Genomic DNA, 25,407 nt, shown 5'->3' with positions numbered 1-25,407 from the left:
TTCGTGGATGACAGCGCGCACGGATGAGGGCGAGGCGCAGGCCACGCACACGTGGTCTCGCCTAATCACGGTGGCGCTGTTGATCGGGTCTCTCGCCGCGACCATCCCCCAGGCTTTCGCGCGCGACTGCGCGCCTGCGCCTGACGGCAGCAACCCCTGCCCGGTCACGCTGATCCGCCCTCCAATGAGCCCACTCTCCGCCATGGCGAAACTCGGCAAGGCGCTGTTTTACGACAAGGCGCTCTCCGGATCTGGACAGCTTTCCTGCGCCTCGTGCCATGTACCGAGTGCGCATTACGCGCCGGACAACGCGCTGGCTTTCGCCAGGGGCGGTGTGGCGATGGACAAATTCGGCGTCCGCGCCGTGCCTTCGCTCACCTATCGCGAGCGCCAGCCGCCTTTCAGCGTCGGCCCCGATAATGCCACCAGCGAAACGGCGCCGCCTCCCCCATCGCCGCCCAGCGCTAAAGGCGTCAAATCGGCCAGTAATACCGGCGTCTCGGCTCAGGCCATGGTGCCGCAGGGCGGTTTGTTCTGGGACGGCAGGGCCGACACGCTGCAAAGCCAGGCCGCCGGGCCGCTCTTCGACGCTCGCGAAATGGCGGCGACACGCACTGGTATCGCCGCTCGCCTGCGCCATGCGCCCTATAGTGCCGCTCTGTTTCGCCTGATGGGTGCTCATGCTTCGGACGACATGCTGATTGCTGAAGCGCTTTTCGCGCTGGCCCGCTATCAGATTGAAGCACCAGACTTTCACCCTTACTCGAGCCGCTATGATGCCTGGCTTGAGGGACAAATCCGTCTGACAAGAGACGAAGCCGAAGGGTTGCGGCTTTTCAATGACCCGTCGAAAGGCAATTGTGCCGCCTGCCATCTGAGCATGGTCGATGAGGAAGGCAGACCGCCGCTTTTTACCGACCATCAATACGAAGCCCTCGCCGCTCCGCGTAACCCCCTCGCCCCGAAAGGCAGCTACGATCTCGGTCTCTGCGCGGCAGGCCGCGCGGATATCGGCCATACCGAAGCCTATTGCGGCTTCTTCCGCACCCCATCGCTGCGCAACAGCGCTACGCGTAAGGTGTTTTTCCATAACGGCGCCTTTACCTCGCTGCGTCAGGTGATGGATTTTTATGAACTACGGGACATTGAACCGTCTCAATTCTATCCGCGACAAGCGGACGGGACTCTTCTGCTCAATGACGATCTGCCAAGGCGCTATTGGGGTAATATCGACAAGACCGACGCGCCTTTCGGCCTGCGCAAATCGCCCAGCCTGACGCCGGAAGAGCGCGAGAAAATCATTGTCTTCCTTGGAACCCTGACGGATGGGCAAGCCCCCCAGCGCAAGTGATCTCTCCCGTGATAGGGATTACGATACAGATCGATCCGGTCTGGGAGATCCGCAATGCGCGGGGGTCATTCAGATACGCGCTTCCCGTTCGCCCTGGGCAGTTCGAGTAACAGCCACGCGATGAACAAGGCCAGACCGATTAATCCGACACGCCATAGCGGATCGGGGTAGAGAACGAGTAAGCGCAGTCCGCTCGCCCACAGAAACAAGACAAAACCGGTGGCCGCTATGACGAGTATCTGCGCCCAGCGCTGTCTCCCCAGTCCGGAGGCGATTTCAGGCAAGATCCGGCTGTGCAAGACCCAAAGCGCCCCCGCAAGAAAAAGCGAACCGCAGGCGAAAAGCCCCCAAGGCGAGAGATCCATCCCCTGGTTGAAACGACCGGTATCTCCTGTCGCCAGGAACGGACGCATCCAGAGATAAGCGATGAGCTCAGCAAGGTTGAGGATCAGAAACCAGTAAAGAGCGAAAAATACAATGGGCCGGATGCATGCTCTCACATGGAGCAGGCACGAGATCAGGATGACAACCAAGATACCGTGCATCGCCAGTGGCGCACCGCCTATGGCGGCTTCGGCGTTATGTCCGCGCCCATGAAACAAGGCGTCATAGGGAACACCTTCATCCCAGCCCTGCATGGTGATCAGATTTCCCCAGACCACGGTCATGGGGGTGCCGGAATAGCCGAGCGCCCAGCCCATCGTACTATGGGTGAACTCATGTAGGAGGATCATGACAGCCTGGAGAAGGAAATAACCACCCACCATGAGCCCTGCGTAGAAGATGCGCTTCAGTGAGGGATTGGCTAACATGACATTTTCCTTGATGGGCGATGATGATCGTCAACGCCAGCTGACGTTTCATCTTTGCATGCAAATCGCGCGCGATCACCGCTGATCGACCTCTACACGGAAATAGGCGCGCTGCCGCCTGATCTCGTATCGATCTACGCGGTAAGAACCACCCATTCCGGACGCGCCATGGTGCCTCTCTCCTGACAGGCACAGCTGCGTCAGGATCTACACTCAGCGCGCGCGCCTGGTACCTCCATGGGTCTGGCGCGGTATGCCGCAAAACCGGGGAGCGCAGGAGCCCCATTCAAGCCGCTTGACGCGCTCAAGCCGTGCTCTAGAGTGGCTCCTGCCTAAAAAGACAGCGATGCAGGTATGGTGACAACCTGCGGTCTCTCTTGAGACAGTCACGCTTGAGCACTTGAACCTGCTCTTGGCCATGGCCGGACACAACGAGGATTGGCCTCGTTCGTGGTCGGTCGTCGCTGTCCGCATCGCGATCGGCTCGTGTCCGCCTTCTCTCTGGAAAGGCACGATCATGAAACTCAACCACATCAATCTTTACAGCCGTGACACGGAATCCGATCGGGCTATGTTCGAGCGCTATTTCGGCCTTCATACTCTCGTCGTACGGGGGACGACGATGGCGATCATGCAGGACGAAGACGGCCTGGTGCTGATCATCAATCATTTCGACAGGAAACTGGAAGGCTTCCTCTATCCCGAGCATTTCGACATTCTGCATATCGGCTTCATCCTGGAATGCCGTGAAGCTGTCGACACCCTCTATGAACGCCTGCAGAATGATGGGAAGGCGACCCGGCCTCCACAGACGGCACATGGTGCCTGGAGCTTCTATTTCCGGGCTCCGGGCGGTTACTTCATCGAGGTCACAACCTTGACCGCGGTGCGCCCTCATGAAGCCTATCAGGCTCCCTCGCCTTGAGGCTTTCCTCGGTCGACGGCGCGCCCGTCGACCAATCAGTCCTGATCCGTCCAGCCAATCCCCGGGGTGAGCCGTCGTGCGGGACCAATCACCTGGATAATTCTGTGCGCGCCGTGAGCTTATTTCCGTCCGGGTCACGCAGATAGGCGACAAATATCCCGTTTGGACGCTCGGTGGGTGGGCTCTCAATACTTGTCCCGCCATGGCGGATGCCCGCTTCGTGCCAAGCGAGGACATGGTTCGGGCTCTTCGCCGCAATTCCGATAGTTCCGCCATTTGCCGCGGTAGCAGGCTGCCCGTTGATCGGGGTCGTGATCATCAATCTTCCCCCGTCATGAGCGTAGATCAGCCGCCCTCTCGCATCCACCGCGCCTGGGCTGCCGCCCAGAGCCTCAAATGTCGCATCATAGAAAACCCTTGATCGCTCAAGATCATTGCTGCCGATCATGACATGGGTAAACATGTTTTTCTCCGAGCGCTTCCCAAAGGGGAAATGAAACACCGGCACGTGCAAGCCCGTCGGGTGACAAAGGTTCCACCGCTCTATCATCAATCTGGCGGGATCGACGCGCTGCGCGACCCTAATCTTTAGCCATGATGGCATTGCGCCAGAGGGTATCGTCCAATTCGATTTTCACGATGCGCCCATAATGTCCCACCACCAGGGAAAGGCCCGCGCGCCTCCCTAGACGAGCCGATACCCTACCCCTGTCTCTGTCAGGATATGCCGGGGTCTTTCCGGGTCCGGCTCGATCTTCTGCCTGATCTGACGGATGTAGACCCGCAGCTGTTGCACGTCGCTTGTCGGGCCCCAAAGCTGCTTCATGATCATCTGATGGGTCAGTACGCGGCCCGCATAGCGCACCAGCATACGCAGGATATCCCATTCCCTGGGTGAGAGACGTATCTCATTTCCGCCCCGGAATATCTGACGGCGCACAAGGTCGATCGTCAGATCGCCCGAGGTGAAAAGCGGCAGGGTGCCTTCCTGTTGCAGACCATGGCGCAGGGCATTGCGCAATCGCGCCACGAGTTCGGCCATGCTGAAGGGCTTGGTCACGTAATCATCCGCCCCGGCTTCGAGGGCAGCCACCTTGCCACGTTCATCGTCACGCACCGATAGAATGACCACGGACAGATTCGGCCGGTCCTGACGCAACCGGCGCAGTACCGCCACACCATCGAGATCCGGCAGCCCCAGATCGAGCAGGACGAGATCAGGCGGGGTCTCGGCGGCGCAATGCAAGGCCTGCTCGCCCGAACCGGCTTCGAGAATACGCCATGACTGGCTTGCCAGCGTGGTACGCAGCAGACGCCTGATGGCAGGTTCATCATCCACAATCAGAAGGGTCGGGTCGCTCATCAGGACGCCTTTTTAGCCAGAGGGAAACGGAGGGTGAAGACCGCTCCCTCGCGATCAGGACGGTTTGCTGCCGTGATCTCTCCGCCCATCGCTTCAACGAAACCGCGCGCAATGGCAAGCCCCAGCCCCGTACCCGCCCGCGCGGTATCAGCCGCCGCAAAACGCGTGAATTTGGCAAAGAGCACCGCCGGGTCACGTGCGCCGAAACCTGGCCCCTCATCCAGAACAGCAAGGACCAGATGCGCATTTTCGACAGTGAGCCGGATCGTGATCTGCGTTCCTGGATTTGTATATTTGGCGGCGTTATCGAGGATATTGAACAGGGCCTGCTCCAGCAGGACCGCATCGATCGGCACCATAGGCAAGTCAGGCGCTGCCTCGAAATCGACCCGATGCCCTTCCAGCAACCGCGTCGCACGTGCAAGGGCTGATGCCGCCACTTCGGCGCAGTCCACGGCCTCGCGACGCAAAGGTAGCGCCCCCGCTTCAAGGCGGGTCATGTCGAGCAGATTCCCCACGAAGCGATTGAGACGCTCCGCCTCGTCGGTCACGGTCGCAAGCAATTCAGTACGCCCTGCCTCCCCCAGCGCCTCGCCATAATCGCGCAGGCTCGATGCGGCACCCAGGATGGAGGCGAGCGGGGTACGCAGATCATGGGAAATCGACGTCAGCAGCGCCCCACGCAAACGATCGGTTTCCGCGTCCAGCCTGACGCGATCGAGGTCACGCGCGAGCAGGATACTCTCGATGGCCGAGGCGGTCTGATCCCCCAGCGCGTCGAGCAGGCTCTGCTCCTCAGCATCCAGCAAGGGACCCGCCCGGTCACGGTCCAGACCCAGCAGCGCAACCGGACCGCGCCCGGTGCGGAGCGGAATGAAGAGCCAGCGCACGCCAGGCAGATTATCCGAGCCACGACCGGCAATACGGTTGTTTTTCCACGCCCAGCTTGCGGCTGCAAATCCGTCCTGATCGATCGGATAATCGGAATCATAGGCTGTCTGAACGCGCAAGGCGCCCTCTTCGGGCATGAGCAGCACGACACGGCAATTCAGAAGCGTCGCAATCTGATGACTGACCGACCAGAGCAGATCCTCCAGCCGGGTCAGTCCCGTGATGGTGCGACTGAAATGATAGAGTGACTGCGTGATCTCGGCTCTATGACGCGCGACGACAGCCTGACTGCGTACCCGAGCGCCCAGATTGCTCGCAATCAGGGCGGTGCCAAAGAAGAAGAATAGCGCCACCACATTATCCGGCGCAGCGATAGTCAGGGTGTAGAGCGGTGGCAGGAAGAAGAAGTTGAAACAGAGCATCCCGAGCACGGAAGCCCACAGGGATGGCCAGAGCCCATAAGCCACAGCAACGCCGAGTATGGCGGTCAGGAAGGCCAGCGAGACATTGCTGACCTCAAGACCCTGCCTGAGCAGCAGTGCCAGCCCCAATGCCGCCAGCATGATGGCCGAACTGCCGAGATAGGGACTAAGTCTTGGCCGGACGCGTTCACGCAGCCGCCCGGTTACCGCCTCACCCGAGCGGGGCACGACATGGACTGGGAACCCCTCGGAACGCTGGATAAGACGCTCGGTGGTACTGCGCCCCAGAATCTGCCTCAGCCGACCGATCCAGTTCGTTCCGGCAGGATGCGCCGCAACGATCTGGGTCACATTCTGCGCCTTCGCATAGGCCAGGGCATCAAGGGCGATGTCATGGCCCGGAACGGTCACGGTCTCGGCCCCGAGCGACTGGGCCAGATGCATCTGCGATGCCATGCGCGCACGCGCATCCTCGGTCAGGTCACGGCTTGTCTCGACATGGAGCACGATCCAGGGGGCATGGAGCCTGTCCGCCAGGCGCTTGCCGTAACGCAGCAATCCGGTATCGCCATCCTCAAGTGTGAGGCACACCATGACACGCTCACCTGCCGCCCAGGGACCAGCGATGGCATTGGCCTTCATATGATCGACAAGCTGCGCGTCGACCTGCTGCGCCGTCTGACGCAAAGCGAGTTCACGCAGGGCCGTCAGATTACCCGGCGAGAAGTAATGCAGCATGGCGCGTCCCGCCATCGGAGCCCCATAGATCTTGCCGTCACGCATGCGCTGCAGAAGGTCATTCGGGGTGAGATCGATCAGTTCGAGTTCATCCGCCTGCTCCACCACCTTGTCCGGTACCGTCTCCCGCACACGGATACGCGTGATTGAGGCGACCACGTCATTCAGGCTCTCGAGATGCTGGATATTGACAGTGGTAAAAACATCGATCCCGGCCTGGAGGATTTCCTCGACATCCATCCAGCGCTTTGGATGGCGTGATCCCGGAACGTTGCTATGTGCATATTCGTCAATCAGCACCAGACGCGGGCGACGCGCGAGAACCGCATCGAGGTCCAGTTCCTGCAGCACCTGCCCCCTATAGGGCACGAGGCGGGTGGGCAGGACAGGCAAGCCGTCGACCAGAGCCGCAGTCTCGCTCCGGCCATGAGTCTCGACGACCCCGACTACAAGATCCACACCGTCGCGCATCAGTTGCTGGGCGGCGCTGAGCATCTCGAACGTCTTGCCGACACCCGGAGCGGCCCCCAGAAAGATCTTGAGGCGCCCACGCCGCGCATCACCGCATCCCTGACGCAACAGGGCATCGGGGTCGGGTCTGTCATAATCGCGCCGACTCACGGACGCGGTCTCGCCAGCTTCGCGCTTGGGGTCAGAGCGGCCGCTCTGGAACCGGATATGCGCGCAAAGGGGCTATGCAGGTCATGAAGGGCGCGCATTGTCATCAGGGTGACATTCTATCGAGGGCCCGGTTCAGCGCCAGAACATTCACGTGAGGCTCCCCCAGAAAACCGAGAAGCGGCTGACGTATCTGACTCATCACGAGATGACGCACACGCTCCTCGTCGAGGTTGCGGGCTTTCGCCACGCGCAGCACCTGAAACAAGGCCCCTTCGGGGGAGAGATCAGGATCGAGACCACTAGCCGATGTCGTGACGAGTTCCACGGGAATGCGCCAGCCACGCGCCATGGCATCGGGATTCTCGGCCTTGAGCGCCGATATGCTGGCAGTGACGCGGTCGAGCAATGCTTTGGAGGTTGGCCCTGCATTCGAGGCGAGGGAGGCTGAGGCATTATAGGGCGCAGCGCTGGTCTTGCTCGCGTCCTTCGGGTCCGGCCCCATGGTGGCCGAGGGACGTCCGTGGAAGTAGCGAGGTGCAGTGAAATTCTGCCCGATCAGCGAGGAACCGATGATGCGGCCCCGGTCATAGATCAGACTCCCTTCGGCTCGGTCAGGCATCATCAGGGTGGAAAGCGCTGTCATGGCCAGAGGATAGACGAGCCCGGTCAGGGCCGAGAGCAGAAGGAACAGGACGAGCGCGGGGCGCAACTGGGAAAGGACCATGGGGGTCTCCTCAGACCAGACCGATATGGGTCACGACGAGATCGATCAGCTTGATCCCGATGAAAGGCACGATCAGACCGCCCACGCCGTAGATGAGCAGATTCCGACGCAGAAGGGCCGCAGCACCGACGGGACGGTAGCGCACGCCGCGCAAGGCCAGAGGAATGAGCGCGATGATGATCAGCGCATTGAAGATGATGGCTGAGAGCACAGCGCTTTCGGGCGTGGCCAGATGCATGATATTGAGGCTCGAAAGCGCTGGGTAGAAACCGACGAACATGGCCGGGATGATGGCAAAATACTTGGCCACGTCATTGGCGATGGAAAAGGTGGTGAGCGCGCCGCGCGTCATGAGCAATTGCTTGCCGATCCCCACGATCTCGATCAGCTTCGTCGGATCGCTGTCGAGATCGACCATGTTCCCGGCCTCTCTTGCAGCCACGGTGCCGGTATTCATGGCCACGCCCACATCGGCCTGGGCCAGCGCGGGGGCATCATTCGTGCCGTCACCGCACATGGCCACGAGCTTGCCCGATTCCTGCTCGCTACGGATCAGGGCCAGCTTGGCTTCTGGCGTGGCCTGAGCGAGGAAATCATCGACGCCGGACTCAGCGGCGATCGCAGCGGCGGTCAGCGGATTGTCACCCGTGATCATGACCGTGCGTATGCCCATCCGGCGCAATTCGGCAAAGCGTTCGCGTATGCCGCCCTTGACCACGTCTTTCAGATGCACGACGCCCAGAAGGCGGCCGTCATCCATCACCGCAAGCGGCGTGCCGCCCTGTCGCGCGATGCCATCCGCAATGCTGCGTACCTGCGCGAGGGCGCCAGCTTGCTCGCCTGCTGCGGCGATCACGCTTTCTACTGCGCCTTTGCGGATCTGACGTGCGCCGATATCGACACCGCTCATGCGCGTCTGGGCCGTAAAGGGGACGAAATAGGCGCCCGTGGCATTGAGCTCGCGACCGCGCAGCCCGAACCGGGTCTTGGCCAGAACCACGATGGAACGCCCCTCCGGAGTCTCATCGGCCAGCGAGGCGAGCTGCGCGGCATCGCCCAGTTGCTGCTCGGTCACGCCGGGAACAGGAATGAAGGCGCAGGCCTGACGATCACCGATGGTAATGGTGCCGGTCTTGTCCAGAAGCAGCGTATCCACATCGCCCGCTGCCTCGACGGCGCGCCCCGACATGGCGAGCACATTGAAGCGGATGAGGCGGTCCATCCCTGCAATACCGATGGCCGAGAGCAAGGCGCCAATGGTGGTGGGGATGAGGGTCACGAAGAGCGCGACCAACACCATGACGGAAATCGACCCGCCCGCGTAATGCGCGAAGGAGGGAATGGTCGCCACGGCGATGATGAAGATGAGCGTCATGCCGGCCAGCAGAATGGTCAGCGCGATCTCGTTCGGGGTCTTCTGACGCTGCGCCCCTTCGACCAGAGCGATCATGCGATCGAGAAACGTCGAACCCTGTGCCGCAGTGATCCGCACGATCACCCAGTCGGACAGAACGCGTGTGCCCCCCGTGACGGCTGAGCGGTCGCCACCGCTCTCGCGAATGACGGGTGCGGATTCTCCGGTTATGGCTGATTCATCGACTGAGGCGATGCCCTCGATCACCTCGCCGTCGCTGGGAATGAAGTCGCCCGCCTCAACCAACACGACATCGCCCACGCTGAGTTCGGGTGCCGGGACTTCCTCATAGAGACCGGCTGGGGAATACCCCCCCGCATCATTGGGGATAAGCCGCTTGCCCCGCGTTTCGGTACGGGTCCGACGCAGGGAGTCCGCCTGGGCCTTGCCCCGCCCTTCGGCGATGGCTTCCGCGAAATTGGCGAAAAGCAGGGTGAACCACAGCCAGAGCGTGATCTGGAGCGCGAACCCCGTATGCGGCACGCCCTTGAACAGATCGCGCAGCAGCAGGATCGTGGTGAGCAGGGTCACGATCTCGACCACGAACATGACCGGATTTCGCACCATCACGCGCGGATCGAGCTTGCGCAGACTTTCGACCATGGCGGGAAGAATGAGCGCCGCGCTCAGCACCCCCGATCGGGCGCGCAATGTGGGGCGTTCCGGAACACCCGCCGGCTCAGTTTCCGGCGAGGGCGCAGGCGAAGGAAAGGAAATCATGAGACGGGCGCCTCTTAGTAAGTGGTGCCGTGGAGCATCGCGAGATGCTCGACAATCGGCCCAAGAGCGAGTGCAGGAAGAAAGGTCAGACCACCGACAATCACGATCACCCCGGCAACAAGCGCGATGAACAGGCCATTATCGGTTGGGAAAGTGCCAGGCGTTGGGGCGGCTGTCTTCTTGGCCGCCATCGACCCCGCAATGGCCAGGGCGGGAATGATGACAAAGAAGCGCCCAATCATCATGCCGATGCCAAGGGTCACGTTCCAGAAGCTGTTGGCTGTAAGCCCGGCAAAGGCGCTGCCGTTATTGGCTGCCGCCGAGGTATAGGCATAGAGTGCCTCGGAAAAACCGTGCGGTCCGCTTGCGGAAAGCGCCGAGAGTCCGGCGGGCAGAACGACAGCCAGCGCGGTGAAGCCAAGCATGACGAGCGGCAGGCAGAGCACGGCCAGCATAGTCATCTTGATTTCGCGCGCCTCGATCTTCTTGCCCAGATATTCGGGTGTGCGACCGACCATCAGCCCGGCCATGAAAACCGCGATGAGCGCAAAAAGCAAAAACCCATAGAGCCCGGAACCGACGCCGCCGAAGATCACCTCACCCAGCATCATGTTGATGAGCGGCACCATGCCGCCCAGCGGCAGGAAGCTCTCATGCATGGCATTGACCGCCCCGCATGACGCGTCGGTAGTCACCGTGGCGAAGAGCGCCGAGGCCGCGACGCCAAAGCGCGTCTCCTTGCCTTCCATATTGCCCAGCGTGCCATCGAGGCCGAGGGAAGCGAAGAGCGGATTGGCATGGGCTTCGGACCAGTAGAGCACACCCGCGCCGATGAGAAAGAGCGCCGCCATGGCCGAAAAAATGGCCCAGCCCTGCTTCTCCTGACCGATCATGCGACCAAACATGTTGGTCAGCCCGGCCCCGAGCGCGAAGATACACAGCATCTGCACGAAATTGGTCAGTGCATTCGGGTTTTCGAAAGGATGGGCGGAGTTGACGTTGAAATACCCGCCGCCATTCGTACCCAGCATCTTGATGGCCTCCTGAGAAGCCACGGGACCGAGTGCGATGCTCTGGTTTCCGCCCTCGAGCGTGAAAGCCGAAGCGGTTGTCGCCAGGGTTTGTGGCACGCCTTCAAGGACAAAGAACAGCGTGAGCACGACGCAGCCGGGTAGCAGCACGTAGAGCGTCACCCGCAGCAGATCGACCCAGAAATTGCCGATCGTGGCGGAGCTGCGCCTGACAAAACCGCGCATGATCGCCGCTGCAATGGCAATACCCGCCGCAGCCGAGACGAAATTCTGAACGGTGAGGGCGAGCATCTGGCTGAGCGGGCTGAGCGTCGTCTCGCCGCCATAGCTCTGCCAGTTGGTATTCGTCAGGAAGCTGACCGCGGTGTTATAGGCCAGGTCAGGCGCGACCGCCCCAAGCCCCGAGGGGTTGAACGGCAGCACTCCTTGCAGACGCAGCAGCACGTAGACCGCAATGAAGCAGAAGATCTTGAACAGAATGACGGCGAGCGCGTAATGCGACCACGATTGCTCGCGGTTCGGGTCGATCCCGGCAAGGCGATAAGCGCCCCGCTCCAGCGGCCCGAGAAGACGCGCGAGACCATGGCGTTCGCCTTCGAGCACGCGCTTCAGAAACCCTCCGAGTGGTCGCGTGATCGCAACAACGCAGAGAAAGAATACGGCGATAGTGATCCAACCTGAGAGGGTCATGATCAGAACCTTTCAGGCCGGAGGAGCACGGCTGTGACATAGGCCAGCAGGCCGAGCGTCACGATACCGGCGAGAACGAGATCGGGCGTCATGTCAGATCCTTTTGCAGACCGAGATGAAGCCCAGGCAAAGCACGAAGCCGAACAGGCCAAGCGCTGCATAGAGAATGTCGAGCATGAAGACGGGCTCCCTTGAGAGCCCCCCTTATCCTGCCGTTCCGCATAGGGATGACAGATCAGCCCCCAAGGCACTCCATAGGAATCTCATAGGGGGCCCGTTACAGCGGTCGGCGCTGACAGCAGGGCACGAGGCCCCTCCGTAAAGCATGGCTCGGGGCGTGATGGGGCTGCGCTCCCCGATCATACGCGACACGCATCGATGACAGGGGGGCCATCTCGCGTTGCTTGCAGGCCCGTATCCCGGTGGCGGGCGCCCCTTTCTCAGGGAGGCGGGTGGTGCGACGAGGCGAGATATCCAGATATTGCGTGATTTCGACCTATCGCATTATTCGCACAACCAGCAAGGCTGCTGGCGGTTTGCACGGGGGCATGTCATGAACAAACTGAGCGCAGCGGGAGCCTGCGCGCGCTGTCTAACGCGACTGCCTCGAGGATGGGGGTCTGACAATCACGATGCCCACCACACCACTGCGTCGGGGCTGGACCACCGGCAGTTGCGCCACCGCGGCCGCCAAGGCTGCCTGGTCACTGCTGGTACGGGGCGAGGCCCCCGATCCGGTGACGATAACCCTGCCCGGCGGACAGGACGTGGCATTTGCACTCGACTCTCTCGGTGCCGGGTCAGGCCGCGCCTGGGCCAGCGTGATCAAGGACGCCGGGGACGATCCGGATGTCACACACGGTGCACAGATACGCGTGGATGTGGAGTGCGCTCCGCGCGGGAGCGGCATCCGGTTTCGCGCAGGGGAAGGGGTCGGCACGATCACCCTACCCGGCCTGCCGCTGCCCCCTGGCGAGCCTGCGATCAACCCCGTCCCGCGCGCCATGATCCGCACGGCACTCGAACAAATCACGCCGCAAGGAGCCGATGCCGTGGTGACCGTGTCGATTGCGGATGGTGCGCGTCTGGCGGAGAAGACCCTCAATGCCCGCCTGGGTATTTTAGGAGGGCTCTCAGTGCTGGGTACTACGGGGATTGTGGTGCCCTATTCCTGCTCCGCCTGGATCCATTCCATCCATCGCGGCGTCGATGTAGCGCGTGCTGGAGGCCTGACCCATATCGCAGGCAGCACAGGGGCGACCTCGGAGGGGGCCATAAGCGCGCTCTATGCCCTGCCCGAAATTGCGCTGATCGAAATGGGCGATTTCGCAGGGGGGTTTCTCAAATACATGCGCCGCCATCCCGTCCCCCGACTGACGATCGCCGGAGGACTGGCAAAAATGACCAAGCTCGCTCAGGGTCACCTCGATCTGCATTCGAGCCGAACCCTCGCCGATCCCGCAGCCCTGTCGATTCTCGCTGCCCCGCTCGGTCTTTCCGCCACACAGCATGAAGCCCTGCGCAATGCCGCGAGTATCGCACAGGGCTACGCGGATCTGGGCGATGCACGACTGGGCACGCTCATCGCCCGTAGCGCGGCGAGAAAGGCGCGCGAGATCCTCGATGACCCATCCTGCGGGCTGGATGTCGTGGTTTTCGATCGACAGGGCCGTATGCTTGGAAGGAGCGACGTCGGGTGAACGGACCTGACCCATTACTGTTTGAACCCTGCCTGAAAGCGAACTCTTTTCGAACTATACTGACTTGATACACGTTATTTACGCTCGCCCCCAATTGACGCGCCATCTTTCGTTATCATAACGTAAGGTTTCGTTTCAGAGTCAAAGGGCTGTTACATGCATCGTCGGAGTCAGGGATTTCTTCAATCTGCCCACCCCTCCGATGGGTCGACGCCCACCCCACGCGCACTGATACGCTGTTATCGCCCCTTTTTCGTGCTGATGCCGTTTTGGCTTGCCGCGAGCGCGCTGGGTGCGCCTGTCTCGAAAACTCCGACCCTGCTTCCCGGCGCCAGGCCTGGGGCGGAGCAGGCGACGACCCATGCACGACAAAAATCCTATCCTCCGCACGGTCAGCGCGCGGCGACGTCTCCTCATGTCGCCAAGATCGGAAATCCGTCCCTCACGTCCGGTCAGACCCGAAATCCGGAGAAGGAAACCATTGCTGTGAGCGGTAAACGGCTTCGCTCCCATGCTGCCGAAGTAGCCGTCACCCGTACCGTCATGGATCGGTTCATTCCCGGCACAAATCCGATGCAGGTTCTGGCACTCACCACGCCCGGCGCAAATTTCACGTCTTCCGACGCTTTCGGCCTCGATACCGCTGCCAATACTTTTTATGTGCGTGGGTTCACCCAGACCCAGATTGGCGCGACGCTCGACGGTATTCCCTTGGGGACGCAGGGCTTCACCAACCAGAATGGCGTCTCCATCACCCAGGCCATGATCCAGGATGATCTGGCAGGCATGACCATCTCGCAGGGAGCCGGTTCACTCGATACGTTCTCTGCCCAGCTTCTGGGGGCGGCCATGACCTATACCTCGTCGGACCCGACGGATAAGGCCGGGGGAAGATTGAGCCAGAGCTTCGGCAGTTACAACGCCTTTCGGACCTATGCCCGGGCAGATAGCGGGGTACTGAACCCGAGCGGCACGAAATTCTATACGTCCTTCGCGCGCACGGAAAACAAGCTGTGGAAAGGCGAAGGCTATCAGCGCGAATTACAGGCCGATGCCAAGCTGGTTCAGCCAGTTGGCAGCACGGGCAAGATCACCGGCTTTTTCGGCTATGGGAATTTCACCCAGGCCAATTATCTGTCCCTCACCAAGAACATGTGGGAGCGGCTTGGGCGAGACACTACCTATCTCAAACCCGATTACGAGAAGGCCAAACTCTGGGCCTATTATGCCCAGTTCACGTCGCAGGTTCCCCCCGGCTATGAGGGGATCCTGTCGAATGATGAAGTCGGCAACTATGCCTGGGATGGCTCGCAGATCCAGCGCAGCTATCTCTCTTCGGTCAATGGCCATTTCGACCTTACCCCGCTTCTGCATTCCGACACGGTGGCCTATGGCAACGTCTCGAGCGGCGTCTATGGGGGCACCAACAACTTCGTGACCTCACCCAGCTATGGCGTGCCCATGCTTCTGGCGGATGGCAGCGTCAGCGGTGTGCCCATGGCCCTGCAACGTGCGCATGCTGGGATGCAACGTGTCGGCTTCACGCAGAAATTTTCCTATGAAGCCCCGCATCGCAATCTGGTCGAGGGCGGGTTGTGGTACGAGAACAACCGCTGGATCTACAATGCGCGCCTATACGAGGACACACCGACCGCTGCGCATAACATGATGTCCGATCTCAAAAAGGGCACGGGCGCGACCTGGTTCGAAGATACCTACAACTCGAACAGCTTCCAGTTCTTCCTTCAGGATCGCTGGACGATCATCAGAGGTATGACCCTCCTGGCAGGGTTCAAATCCCTCACCCAGACCACCCATGGCGGTACCAAGAACGACTTCACCCAACAGCTCAAATCCGAGGGCTGGAACACCTATTATCGACGCCCGGCGCGCGGTTCACTGACGGCCTCGGGCGCGTTCCTGCCGCATTTCAGTTTCGACTACCATTTTCTCGATCATCACGAGGTATATTGGGATATCGCGGAAAACCTGCGCGCCTATGACTACTACTCTCAGGTGGCATCAGGCACCGCATGGGGGGGACTTGGCAATGCCTCACAGCCAGCCCAGCAGGTTTTTGACGCAAACAAGAAAATCCTCAAGCCGGAACGCACCTGGAATTATGTCGTCGGCTATCGCTATGACGATGCGTTTTTCACCGGCACCGTCGATTATTATCATACCGATTACTATAACCGTCTTGCTTCCATCACGGCGGGAACAGCCAATAACACCCGCAACGCCTATATGAATGTAGGGCGTGAAACCATGGATGGTGTGGATGTTCTGGGTGCCATACGCCCAATCAGGGGACTGGAGATCACCAACAGCTTCAGCTGGAACGATGCGCGCTACCAGGGGACGGGCATCAATTACGGCGGTCGCCTCTACAGCCTCAAGGGCAAGCGCCAAGTGTATTATCCCGCCTATATGTACAAGGCGAACCTTGCCTATAGCTGGCGCAACACGCAGTTCAATTTCAACGTGAATTACATCAGCGCGCGTCCCATGACCTTTCTGAACGATATCAGCATTCCACCTTACTGGCTGGCCAATATGACGCTCTCTCATGATTTCGGGCGCATCGGCTTTGCCGAACATCTCAAGGCGAGTTTCGGCGTGACCAATCTGTTCGACAAGAATTACATAGGCGGGGTGTACGGTGCGGCTTCCGTATCCGGTGACAATAACAGCAATCTCTTCGTTGCCTCACCCCGGCAGTTCATTGGCACGATCGGGGCCCAGTTCTGAGCCCCGTCGCCTCGTTCAGAATTCGAGCAGGATCTTCATGGCCTGGCGCCGGTCAGAAGCGAGATCGAAAGCCGCACTGGCCTGATCGAGCGCGAAACGATGGGTTACCAGCGCCGAAAGATCGGCCCTGCCGCTATCGATCAGGGTGACCGCCAGCGCAAATTCCTCCTTGAAACGAAACGAGCCTGTCCATGTCAGCTCGCCTGTGACGATACGGCTTTGAGGCAGGGTCACATCGTCCCCCAGACCAAGCTGGACGATCGTCCCGCAGGGCTGCATCAGCGCCAGTCCGCCGCGCAGGGCCTGCGCGTTACCCGAACACTCGATCAGCACATCGATCGACCCGGCAAGTTCAGCGAGCGCTTGCGGGGCAACACGCCCGTTGATCACCCGATCCGCGCCCAGTTGCCGGACCACCGCAAGCGGCTCATCCAGAATATCCGTCACGATCACTTCGCATGCGCCATTCAGCCGCGCAGCAAGCGCCACGAGCGCGCCTATGGGCCCCGCCCCCGTGACGAGGACGCGTTTGCCCATCAACGCTCCCGCGCGGCTGACAGCGTGCAGCGCCACCGCGAAAGGCTCGGACAGCGCGAGTTCAGCCGGGGATTTATGTTCCGCCCTGACGCATTGCCTTGCCTTGCAAACCAGATCCCGCCGGAAGGCCCCGTCGATATGCGGGTCGCGCATCGCACTGCCGTAGAAACGCATATCTGTGCAGTGGTTGCTGCGACCGGCAAGACATTGCCCACAATGCTGACAGGGCAGCCCCGGATTGACGGCCACGAGATCCCCGATCTCGAGCCCCATGACGTCCGGGGCTTTGTCCGCAACACGACCGGCGATTTCATGGCCGAGGATCATGGGGTGTTTCAATCTGACGGCGCCGAAACCGCCATGATGATAATAATGCAAATCCGACCCGCAAATGCCTCCCGCCTCGACGCGCACAAGCACCTCACCCTGTGCCAGGGACGGAACAGGACGCGTTTCAATCTGAAGTTCATGCGGGGCATGGATGACGAGGGCCTCGGTCATGGGAAAATCCTTTGCAATTGAAAGTCAGAGGGTGAGAATTTTCAGGCGGAAGGCGCTGTTGCCTCGGGCACTGCAATCCGCTCGACCGGTCCCATGAGGAACAGATAGGACAGAGCGCCCACGATGCAGAGCAACCCCGCAATACCGAGCGGCAGGACGAACGACCCATGGGTCAGGCTCAGCATCGCCCCTGTGAACGTGCTGATCCCAATTCCTGCCAGATTGGCCGCGCCATTCTGCAAAGCCCCAATCAAGGCGACATTGGACGCCGAAGGAGCGACCTCACCGGGCAAAGTCCAGATATTGGCCGCCGTGAAGGCAAGCGCTGCATAGGATATCCCCATCAGCACCAGAGCGGTGAAGGAACTCGCAACCAGAGGCGCGAACGCAATGACACAGGAGACAAGCATGCCTCCCACCAGGCATGTCTTGCGCGCGCGTGTGGCGCTCCACCCACGGCGGAGCAGGGCATCGGACACCGCACCGCCGATCCAGCCAAAGGGGATGGCAAAAAGGGCGGGGAAGAGCCCGTAGAGCCGTACATCCTCAAGGGTGAAGTGACGTGCCTTGATGAGAAAGGTAGGGAACCAGGTAATGAAGAAATAAATTGCGAAATTGAGACAGAAGAAACCGATCATCATGCCCCATATCGTGCGCTGACGCAGGAGAAACCTGAGCGAAACCGGAGCAGACGCTCCCTGTATGCCGCCTTGCTCCTGCTCCAGAAGCGCGAGTTGGGTCGGTGTAACACGGGCATGGTCCTTCGGATCGCGATACAAGACCAGCCAGACAGCGACCCAGACGAAACCGAGCAGCCCCGTCCAGATGAAGGACTGGCGCCAGCCGACAAGGGCGACGAGCCACGCGACCAGAGGCAGCGCCAGCGCCGACCCCACGCGGGATCCGCTATCGAAGATACTGCTGGCAAATCCTCTCTCGCGGCGCGGGAACCAGTTGAACACCACCTTGGCAAAACCAGGCAACGCACCCGCCTCTCCCACACCCAGCATCAGCCTGGCCGCCAGCAGGCTCGGCAACCCGGTGATGAAGGCGCTCGCCGCAGTAAAGACCGACCACCAGACCACGGAGCCCGCGAGACAACGCCGCACGCCGAAGCGATCGATCATCCATCCCACCGGCACCTGCATGAGCGCGTAGGTCCAGAAGAATGCGCTCAACCCCAGCCCGATCTCAAAGGAAGAAAGATGCAGTTCGGCCTCGATCCTCGGTACGGCAATGGCGAGATTGGATCGGTCCAGGAAATTGATGATATTGGCGACGAAGCAGAGCGCAATCATCTGCCAGCGCAGAGGACTCATGGGCGGCATTCCCCCGAGCGGGAGTTCCCGACCCTCAAGCCTGCGCCACTCAGTGTGAACGGCGGATACGAGACGAGAGAGGGGCCCACTCTGATGGATCTTGAACTCCAATCGACCCTAGAGGAACATTACCGCCTCGTCATCTTTCGAGATGTCACGGCTGCGTGACCCCGCCCAGGTACCGCACGTCTGTGATTCGCATAGCCGGGCGGTGGCATAGTCGTCTGCTCGCCTCTGAGGAGAACGGGCGTCATCCGCCCCAAAGGGAAAGTCGCACACCGGGATACGGCCTCGACGCGATGCCCCCTTGATCGAAGCATGCAGACAATCCCGTAGAAGCCATTTCGATCTCATTCAAAGCTGGCGGATACCGTTGCTATGGCCGTGAAACCGCTGCCGACCGCATAATTCGGCTGCGATCCGACCAGGGTCTTGCCCCCCAGCCCCTTGATTTTGGTAGCCGCCGTCGGGGTGAAACCCGTCACGGAGGAAAGATAATGGACATCGCCCAGATTCATCAGGCTAAGCATGGCCTTGGGCCTGACCCTGCCAAAGCGCGGCAGATAACGGCCGATCGATGCATCGGCGGTGAAATAGGCCGGAATGCCCTGATCGTTCATGAGCGTCGAGTATTGCGAGTCAGAATAGCGGAAATTGAAATTACCGAATGTCGTACCGTCATCGAAAGTCAGACCGAGCGATCCCAGGAACTTGGGTGACGCAACTTCCTGCTTGCCCTTTGTGGGAAGCACATCGCCCATATAGGCGACGTTATTCCCGATACTTGTATGCATGTACTGCCCCGAGGCGTAGGCGCTGAGATGGTGCCACGGGCGGGTGGAAAGTTCCGCCTGAACACCCTTGGCAGACTCGCCCCCTGCATCAATCGGCTGGGAAGTCAGAATACTGGTGCCTGGAATATAGGAAACGGAACTGATCTGGTGATGGGTCAGATTGTAATTGAAGCCCGACACCGTCAGCATAACCGGCCCGTAATGGCGGAAACCTATCTCCTCGCCGATCATGTACTCCGGCGTAAAATTGGCCAGAGGCTGCGTGACCGGCACCGGCGTCGTGAAACTATAGACGGGCACCTGCGCCTGAAAGGATGAGGGCGCGCGGTAGCCCGTCGTTCCATTCACGTAGACCTGATTATCCGGGTCGATCTGATAGCTGATCAGAAGCTGGGGCGCCGGGATGAACATGTTCTTCACAGATTTATACGGCGTCGACCCCGGCAGATCCTCGGTGAACTGACGCGAAATCATGTTCGCCCGCAACCCGGCATCGATGGTCAGGCGATCATGAAAAAGCTTGATCTGATCCTCGAGCCCGAGCGCGTTGAGCTGCTGAAAACCGTTGATGTCATATTGGGTAATCGGCTTACCGCCTACGGTCAGGTAGCCGTTATTCTGCGTATATTGTCCGAGCGCGTTGACCGGATAATGGTTCTGATACTCGGTATGCACCGCGTAGGAGTACCAGTACGAGAATTTCAGCGTGTTGATGCCACGCTTCCACGCCGCAATCATGTTCAGACCGCTGGATGTCTGCACCCAGGGATGAATCGAAATCGCGGTGACAGAACCCGCTTGCGGGGTATACCCGTCCAGAACAGCGTATTTCTGAGTACCGCGATACCCGTTGGCGATCGGGATATTGGCCCCGTAATTATTGGGTCCGTAGGTCTCCACCGCATAGGGCTGCGCATCAAGAGACCACCCGCTGCCAAGGTCGATATGGTTCTTGATCGTACCAACCACGGCATTGGTCGCCTTGGTGTTGAGCTTGTAGAATAGCGTGTCGCCCGGCGTGTACTGGCCATGGGTATTATAGCTGGTGCCGTATTGGTGCCATTGCGCCAGATTGGGGTAGAGCCACTCGGTCTGGTTCGCATAATTATAACCAAAGATGAGCTCGGAATGACTTCTGGCAGTCCAGTGCTTCATGAGCGCCGCATCCAGATGCCAACGATAGAGGCTGCCTGGTCCACGCCACAGATTGCCGCTGGAATAGGAGCCGGAGACGAAGCCTGTTACCCCGCTATGGCCGAGTTCTCCGGTATCGACGCGCACGAATTCCTTGTTGGTGCTGTGTGTGCCGCCCGAGCCCTCGGCATAGAGCGCGAAATGCTCCCCCGGGTGACGAAGGCTCATGGTCATCTGGGCGCCATCGGCATTATAGGTGGGCGCTGTCAAATCCGAAGAACCCTGGCTCACGGCTACATTCGCCAGATCCTCATTATCCACCATCGCCGAGGTATAGGCGCCATAGGTGAACGGATCGGCCAAAGGCATGCCCTCGTAGATCAGGCCGATCTGGGTCTGGTCGAGGCCCCTTATGTGGATGGTCTCGGAGCTGGTGCTCAGTGGCCCCTCATTCGTACCCTGCACACCGGGCAGGCTGGATACCAGGACCCCGGGATTGACCAGCGGGGATTGCCTGGCGATGTATTCTTGGGTCACCATGGAGACGGAGCGCGCGACGCTTTGCCGCGCCATCAGCCCGCCGCCCAAAACCGCGCGATGGGCTGATACGCTGACATTCTCGTCCCTTCCCGCCATCACCCCCCTGCGGGGTCGGGCCTTTTCCCCTGTCGCACGAGACCGTGCAGGGGTCGCGACGGGCTTTTTTGCCTTCTGTGCAGAATGCGCTCCGGCGCGCCCGGAAGACGCCGCAATACCTGGTGAGGCCGCAATGAGGGCGCCAAGCGCGCTGCAAGCGAGGAGCGACGCGGTGCGATGGGGTATGTGACGCAGCATGAACCTGTTCCGACTGGTTGGCCGCATGCGTATCGTTACGCATCCGATATCGGCGCGCACTCTGTCGAAGGGTTTCTATTGTATCAAACTATAGTTTTATGACGCATTTACGTCTTATTTATTAATATGGCGACGCCATTAAATAATTATGACGGATGTATTTCCTGCCCCCCATTCCCCGAATGAGGGGCATGACGGGGCCGGAACTCGGCCCCATCGCTCAGTTGCAGGTATGCAGGACCGATTTGGCACTCGTGACCTGGTAGGACGATGCCGTGGGATCATTCGGGCAAGCTGCGTGATCGATCCCGTTACAGGCAGTCAGGGCCATAGCGCCCACGAGAATTGCGATGATTTTGGCCATGATCGATCCATTCAATGTTACACATCATCAACGCATCAGCCCGAGCATGGTGTCAATCTGCCCTCTCTCGCGGACGGATCAATCCCTGGGGAGCGCCCTCATTCCCTCTCCCGTTCCAGATGTGCCGTGACGCACTGAGAGCGTCCTCGTCCGGTTAGCCACGAACCAGAAGCTCCGGCCTGATCCCGACACAACTCAACCGCCCCCCCGTGAAAAACCCGGGCGCCCCCGTGATACCGGGAGCGGATAGAGGCAGTCCGCGCAAACTGCGCACGGCGAGAAAGCCGAAGCACTCGGCCTCCACCATGTCGCCATTCCATCCGAGCACCTCGACCGGGCTGACTTCCCCCGGAACGGCTTGTGCGAGCGCCTGCATCAGCGCCGGATTATGACGTCCACCGCCACAGACGAACCAGGCGCGCGGCGGCTCCGGCAGCGCGGTTCGCGCGATGGCCTGTACGGTGAAGGCGACCAGGGTCGCTGCGCCATCTTGCGCCGAGAGAGGTGCCAGAACATCGAGCGCAGTGGCGAATGCCTGCCGATCCAGAGATTTCGGCGGCGGACGGTCGAAAAAAGGATGTGAAAGGAGCGCCCTGAGACGCGCCGCATCTACAGTCCCCTCACGGGCCAGCGCACCGTCGCGATCATAGGCTATCCCCGTATGGCGCAGCGCCCAGTCATCGAGCAGGGCATTACCCGGTCCTGTATCTCCCGCGAGCACCGCGCCGTCGCGCCCGACAAAAGTGACATTGGCCACGCCGCCGATATTGAGAATGGCCACGGGCCCCGCCTCCTGAGCAAGGCAGGCTGCATGATACCAGGGTGCCAAAGGTGCGCCCTCTCCCCCATGCGCCACATCGTCGCGGCGGAAATCATGGATCACGGGCAAACCCGTCTGTCGTGACAGCGATGTCGCATCGCCGATCTGCCAGGTCCGCCCGAGTTCGGGCGCGTGGTAGAGGGTCTGACCGTGAAACCCGACCAGATCGGCCGCGCCTTCCTCTGCCAGGATCTGACGCACCGCCTCGACATGCAAGTCGGTCAATGCCTGTTCGGCCGCCAGGAGGTCAGGCTCATCTCCCTGCAAGGCGGCTGCCCGGTCAAACAGCGCATAGATATCGCGACGCAGGGAAGCCGGGTAGGGAAGGCTCAGCGCGTGCCCCCGACGCAAAACCTCGACCCCGTCTGTCTCGATCAGGGCGGCATCTACGCCGTCGAGCGACGTGCCACTCATCATGCCGATGCTGCGATAAACGAAACTGCTCACCCGCTTCCCCGAGATCGTTCAGGACTTCAGAACAGCGTGAAGATCACCCTGAGCCGCCTCAAGAGCCCTCTCCGCTTCGGCAAGGCTCATGCCGTGGCGCAGGAGAACGGCGCGCTTGACGTTGCCATCGCTCTGTTTCAGCGCCGCGCCAATCTCCTCATCACTTCCTCCAGCCAGAGAGCGCACCATGCCCATGGCACGCCGGGCCAGCTTGGTATTGGTCACGCGCATATCCACCATCAGCCCCTGATAGACATGACCCAGACGGATCATCAACGTGGTGGAGAGCAGGTTGAGCGCAGCCTTCTGGGCCGTTCCTGCTTTCAGCCGGGTCGAGCCCGCCACGGCCTCGGAACCTGTCGGCAACACGATACCGAGTTCGGCTTCGCGCAGAAGTCGTGCCCCGGACACGCAACTGATACCGATGGTCAGGGCGCCTGCCTCCCGACCCGCCTTTACGGCGGCACAGGTATAGGGCGTGTTCCCGCTTGCCGCGATGCCAAACACGACGTCTTCCGGTCCGACCTCATGGGCGGCCATCTCAGCGCGGGCGGCGCCCTCATCATCCTCGGCCCCTTCGACGGCCGTTGACGCGGCGCCATTACCACCCGCCAGCAACATCACCAGACGTTCGGCGGGCCAGCCATAGGTGGGGGTAAGCTCCACACCATCCTGCATGCCCACACGCCCCGCCGTACCGGCGCCCACATAAAAGAGCCGCCCCCCGGCGCGCAGCCTCGGCAGGGCTGCCTCGACGGCAGTTTCCAAAGCCGGTACGGCGGCGCGCACGAGCGCCGTTGCCGCCATCTGGGCTTCGGCAAGCGCATCAAGAATGGTTGCGGTTGGCCAGAGCTCTATAGTCGCGTAGCGCGGGTCGTGATGTTCTGTCTGGAGGGAGGCGAGCGTTTCAGTCACGACGAGGCTCCGGGCGGTTTGGGGAAGATGACGCAAGACGAGCGGGAGCAGGCGCGGGAAAAAGCAGCCTGACCAGAACGGCCACGCCAAGGTGGAGCAGGATCCCCAGGGGCACAAGCCAGGAAAAAGCGATCGCCGGGCCACCATATTGCCCGACGACAAGGACCACGGCCATGAGGCCAAGCGAGACGATGAACCCAATCATGACAGCCCGCCTTCCCAGCCCGGGCAGGAACAGTGCTGAGAAAAAGGCGCCCAATGTGGGGCCATAGGACCATCCCGCAACGGTCAGCCCCAGAATGACCGCTGATTGGCTGCCCATGGTGAACAGCGCTGCCCCCAGAAGCAGAACGCCCCCCCAGAACAACGTCATGAAGCGCGGCGCAGAGAGCGGCCCGGGGCGATAGCCCAGCGCCCTCATGCATCGCTCGATCAGACTGCGTGGAGCAGGCCCGAAATCGGTCAGGCTGGCCCCCGCCATGGCATTGAGGGTGGAAGAGAGCGATCCCATTGTGGCGCTCAGCACCCCTGCGATCAGCAGGCCCGTAATTCCGGCAGGCAGGCTCTCGATCATGAAATGCGGAAACAGTGCATCCGGCGAGGCGAGGCCCTGGGCAACAAGACTTTGTCCGGCCCGTGCAATCCAGAGCTGCACACCCAGGAGGGAAAGCAGACCGAATAACAAGGCCACCACAACAGCGCTGCCCATCAGGGCCAGACGTGCGGCCCCCAGACTGCGCGCGGCCAGAACGCGCTGCACCATGAGTTGGTCCGTCCCATGAGACGCGACAGACAGAATGGCGCCCCCAACCAGAGCGGCGCCGACCGTGAAGGGGTCACTCAGCCAGTTGCCCGGGCCGGTAGGATGGAAAAAACGCAACAGCCCCGCTTGTGCAGCAGCCTGCCAACCTGCGCCACTCAGGGTCGGGGCCAGAAACATCACGCAGAACAGCACGCCGAACCCATATACCCCAAGCTGAATGGCATCAGACCAGACCACAGCCCGTAATCCGCCAAGCATCGTATACCCAAGCGTGAATATCAGGATGAGCGCGAGCACCACCCAGCGGCCCAGAGGCAGCCCCGACTGCGCAAGCAACCAGACAATGGGCAGAGCCCCGGCAAGCAGCCGGATGCTCTCAGCCAGAAACCGCGTAATCAGAAAAGCGGCTGAGGCCAGTCTCTGCATGGGGGCACCGTAGCGCATGCCAAGCAGAGCATAGGCACTGGACATGGTCCCTGCTGCATAGCGCGGCAGAAACCAGAGCGCCACGGCGCAGCGGCCGATGGCGTACCCCCCGGCCACCCCGAGGAAAACCAGACCCTGCGTGTAGCCGATGCCCGGAATGCTGATGAAGGTGAGCGTCGAGGTTTCGGTCGCGACGAGCGACAGGCAGAGTGCCCACCAGGGCAGATCGTGATGGGCAGAGAGAAAATCGCTGGCCGAGCCGCCTGCACGCCGACTGACACGCCAGATCAGCAGGGACAGTCCTGCGAAATAAAGAAGGATGACGAGACTATCGAGCGGATGCATGGCGTCAGACCGTAAAAACGAGGCGCTTCAGCGGCCATGATGACACGGGCAGGCC

At 60.9% G+C, this 25,407-nt stretch carries 19 protein-coding genes; 4 read left to right on the top strand and 15 right to left on the bottom strand.

Annotated features, from left to right (window positions below):
- Nucleotides 1–7: 7 nt before the first annotated feature.
- A complete protein-coding gene (locus WFJ47_RS09295) occupies nucleotides 8–1,351 on the top strand; it encodes a cytochrome c peroxidase (RefSeq protein WP_336762515.1) in 1,344 nt (447 codons plus the stop codon).
- A 65-nt stretch (nucleotides 1,352–1,416) separates the two neighbouring features.
- On the opposite strand, the gene WFJ47_RS09290 is transcribed toward WFJ47_RS09295, so the two are convergent.
- Nucleotides 1,417–2,163 carry a hypothetical protein gene (locus WFJ47_RS09290; RefSeq protein WP_336762513.1) on the bottom strand — a complete coding sequence of 249 codons (747 nt, stop codon included), beginning with the start codon at nucleotides 2,161–2,163 and terminating at the stop codon, nucleotides 1,417–1,419.
- A gap of 517 nt (nucleotides 2,164–2,680) precedes the next feature.
- Here WFJ47_RS09290 and WFJ47_RS09285 point away from each other — a divergent pair.
- Nucleotides 2,681–3,088 (top strand): VOC family protein, encoded by a 408-nt coding sequence (locus WFJ47_RS09285; RefSeq protein ID WP_336762511.1) that lies wholly within the window; start codon nucleotides 2,681–2,683, stop codon nucleotides 3,086–3,088.
- Between the two features lie 88 nt (nucleotides 3,089–3,176).
- On the opposite strand, the gene WFJ47_RS09280 is transcribed toward WFJ47_RS09285, so the two are convergent.
- From WFJ47_RS09280 to WFJ47_RS09250, 7 genes are all read right to left on the bottom strand, one after another.
- Complete coding sequence (locus tag WFJ47_RS09280; protein ID WP_127103201.1) at nucleotides 3,177–3,551, bottom strand: VOC family protein; 375 nt, start codon at nucleotides 3,549–3,551, stop codon at nucleotides 3,177–3,179.
- A 222-nt stretch (nucleotides 3,552–3,773) separates the two neighbouring features.
- A complete protein-coding gene (locus WFJ47_RS09275) occupies nucleotides 3,774–4,451 on the bottom strand; it encodes a response regulator transcription factor (protein WP_336762508.1) in 678 nt (225 codons plus the stop codon).
- On the bottom strand, nucleotides 4,451–7,123 hold the full coding sequence (locus tag WFJ47_RS09270) for a sensor histidine kinase KdpD (protein ID WP_336762506.1): 2,673 nt from the start codon (nucleotides 7,121–7,123) through the stop codon (nucleotides 4,451–4,453). Before WFJ47_RS09270 ends, WFJ47_RS09275 begins: the two co-directional genes overlap by 1 nt.
- 103 nt (nucleotides 7,124–7,226) lie before the next feature.
- Nucleotides 7,227–7,847: a potassium-transporting ATPase subunit KdpC gene (gene kdpC / locus WFJ47_RS09265; RefSeq protein WP_336762504.1), complete on the bottom strand. Its 621-nt coding sequence runs from the start codon at nucleotides 7,845–7,847 to the stop codon at nucleotides 7,227–7,229.
- Between the two features lie 10 nt (nucleotides 7,848–7,857).
- Complete coding sequence (kdpB, locus tag WFJ47_RS09260; protein WP_408868644.1) at nucleotides 7,858–9,864, bottom strand: potassium-transporting ATPase subunit KdpB; 2,007 nt, start codon at nucleotides 9,862–9,864, stop codon at nucleotides 7,858–7,860.
- 131 nt (nucleotides 9,865–9,995) lie between these two features.
- Complete coding sequence (gene kdpA, locus WFJ47_RS09255; protein WP_336762500.1) at nucleotides 9,996–11,702, bottom strand: potassium-transporting ATPase subunit KdpA; 1,707 nt, start codon at nucleotides 11,700–11,702, stop codon at nucleotides 9,996–9,998.
- 2 nt (nucleotides 11,703–11,704) lie between these two features.
- Entirely contained in the window at nucleotides 11,705–11,794 is a 90-nt protein-coding gene (locus WFJ47_RS09250; protein WP_127103195.1) for a potassium-transporting ATPase subunit F, read from the bottom strand.
- Between the two features lie 540 nt (nucleotides 11,795–12,334).
- Between WFJ47_RS09250 and WFJ47_RS09245 the strand changes: the two genes are divergently transcribed.
- Both WFJ47_RS09245 and WFJ47_RS09240 read left to right on the top strand, forming a co-directional pair.
- Complete coding sequence (locus tag WFJ47_RS09245; protein ID WP_336762497.1) at nucleotides 12,335–13,402, top strand: cobalt-precorrin-5B (C(1))-methyltransferase; 1,068 nt, start codon at nucleotides 12,335–12,337, stop codon at nucleotides 13,400–13,402.
- 261 nt (nucleotides 13,403–13,663) lie between these two features.
- Nucleotides 13,664–16,153 carry a TonB-dependent receptor domain-containing protein gene (locus WFJ47_RS09240; RefSeq protein WP_336762670.1) on the top strand — a complete coding sequence of 830 codons (2,490 nt, stop codon included), beginning with the start codon at nucleotides 13,664–13,666 and terminating at the stop codon, nucleotides 16,151–16,153.
- 15 nt (nucleotides 16,154–16,168) lie between these two features.
- On the opposite strand, the gene WFJ47_RS09235 is transcribed toward WFJ47_RS09240, so the two are convergent.
- The 7 genes from WFJ47_RS09235 to WFJ47_RS09205 form a co-directional block, all read right to left on the bottom strand.
- Entirely contained in the window at nucleotides 16,169–17,191 is a 1,023-nt protein-coding gene (locus WFJ47_RS09235) for an L-idonate 5-dehydrogenase (RefSeq protein ID WP_336762495.1), read from the bottom strand.
- A gap of 41 nt (nucleotides 17,192–17,232) precedes the next feature.
- Nucleotides 17,233–18,510, bottom strand: a complete 1,278-nt coding sequence (locus tag WFJ47_RS09230; protein ID WP_336762493.1) for an MFS transporter — start codon at nucleotides 18,508–18,510, stop codon at nucleotides 17,233–17,235.
- Nucleotides 18,511–18,860: 350 nt separating this feature from the next.
- Nucleotides 18,861–21,272, bottom strand: coding sequence for a TonB-dependent receptor (locus WFJ47_RS09225; protein ID WP_336762492.1), 2,412 nt, complete (start codon nucleotides 21,270–21,272; stop codon nucleotides 18,861–18,863).
- 220 nt (nucleotides 21,273–21,492) lie between these two features.
- On the bottom strand, nucleotides 21,493–21,636 hold the full coding sequence (locus WFJ47_RS09220) for a hypothetical protein (RefSeq protein ID WP_336762490.1): 144 nt from the start codon (nucleotides 21,634–21,636) through the stop codon (nucleotides 21,493–21,495).
- A 154-nt stretch (nucleotides 21,637–21,790) separates the two neighbouring features.
- On the bottom strand, nucleotides 21,791–22,903 hold the full coding sequence (locus tag WFJ47_RS09215) for an anhydro-N-acetylmuramic acid kinase (protein WP_336762488.1): 1,113 nt from the start codon (nucleotides 22,901–22,903) through the stop codon (nucleotides 21,791–21,793).
- Nucleotides 22,904–22,921: 18 nt separating this feature from the next.
- The gene (locus WFJ47_RS09210) at nucleotides 22,922–23,818 is read right to left on the bottom strand and encodes an N-acetylmuramic acid 6-phosphate etherase (RefSeq protein ID WP_336762486.1); all 897 of its coding nucleotides are present in this window, start codon (nucleotides 23,816–23,818) and stop codon (nucleotides 22,922–22,924) included.
- Entirely contained in the window at nucleotides 23,811–25,352 is a 1,542-nt protein-coding gene (locus WFJ47_RS09205; RefSeq protein WP_336762484.1) for a sodium:solute symporter, read from the bottom strand. The genes WFJ47_RS09210 and WFJ47_RS09205 overlap by 8 nt, the downstream gene beginning before the upstream one ends.
- Nucleotides 25,353–25,407: the final 55 nt, after the last annotated feature.

It is taken from the genome of Asaia sp. VD9 (assembly GCF_037150015.1).
Classification (GTDB): Bacteria; Pseudomonadota; Alphaproteobacteria; order Acetobacterales; family Acetobacteraceae; genus Asaia.
This window is presented reverse-complemented; position numbering and strand designations above follow the sequence as displayed.

Bases quoted from the DNA above. Each gene is read 5' to 3' on its own strand.
- WFJ47_RS09235 (WP_336762495.1), bottom strand. From the start codon at position 17,191: ATGACCGAGGCCCTCGTCATCCATGCCCCGCATGAACTTCAGATTGAA.
- WFJ47_RS09250 (WP_127103195.1), bottom strand. From the start codon at position 11,794: ATGACGCCCGATCTCGTTCTCGCCGGTATCGTGACGCTCGGCCTGCTG.
- kdpB (WP_408868644.1), bottom strand. From the start codon at position 9,864: ATGGTCGAAAGTCTGCGCAAGCTCGATCCGCGCGTGATGGTGCGAAAT.
- WFJ47_RS09205 (WP_336762484.1), bottom strand. From the start codon at position 25,352: ATGCATCCGCTCGATAGTCTCGTCATCCTTCTTTATTTCGCAGGACTG.
- WFJ47_RS09220 (WP_336762490.1), bottom strand. From the start codon at position 21,636: ATGGCCAAAATCATCGCAATTCTCGTGGGCGCTATGGCCCTGACTGCC.
- WFJ47_RS09285 (WP_336762511.1), top strand. From the start codon at position 2,681: ATGAAACTCAACCACATCAATCTTTACAGCCGTGACACGGAATCCGAT.
- kdpA (WP_336762500.1), bottom strand. From the start codon at position 11,702: ATGACCCTCTCAGGTTGGATCACTATCGCCGTATTCTTTCTCTGCGTT.
- WFJ47_RS09240 (WP_336762670.1), top strand. From the start codon at position 13,664: ATGCCGTTTTGGCTTGCCGCGAGCGCGCTGGGTGCGCCTGTCTCGAAA.
- WFJ47_RS09225 (WP_336762492.1), bottom strand. From the start codon at position 21,272: ATGCTGCGTCACATACCCCATCGCACCGCGTCGCTCCTCGCTTGCAGC.
- WFJ47_RS09280 (WP_127103201.1), bottom strand. From the start codon at position 3,551: ATGTTTACCCATGTCATGATCGGCAGCAATGATCTTGAGCGATCAAGG.
- WFJ47_RS09230 (WP_336762493.1), bottom strand. From the start codon at position 18,510: ATGAGTCCTCTGCGCTGGCAGATGATTGCGCTCTGCTTCGTCGCCAAT.
- WFJ47_RS09275 (WP_336762508.1), bottom strand. From the start codon at position 4,451: ATGAGCGACCCGACCCTTCTGATTGTGGATGATGAACCTGCCATCAGG.
- WFJ47_RS09245 (WP_336762497.1), top strand. From the start codon at position 12,335: ATGCCCACCACACCACTGCGTCGGGGCTGGACCACCGGCAGTTGCGCC.
- WFJ47_RS09290 (WP_336762513.1), bottom strand. From the start codon at position 2,163: ATGTTAGCCAATCCCTCACTGAAGCGCATCTTCTACGCAGGGCTCATG.
- kdpC (WP_336762504.1), bottom strand. From the start codon at position 7,847: ATGGTCCTTTCCCAGTTGCGCCCCGCGCTCGTCCTGTTCCTTCTGCTC.
- WFJ47_RS09295 (WP_336762515.1), top strand. From the start codon at position 8: ATGACAGCGCGCACGGATGAGGGCGAGGCGCAGGCCACGCACACGTGG.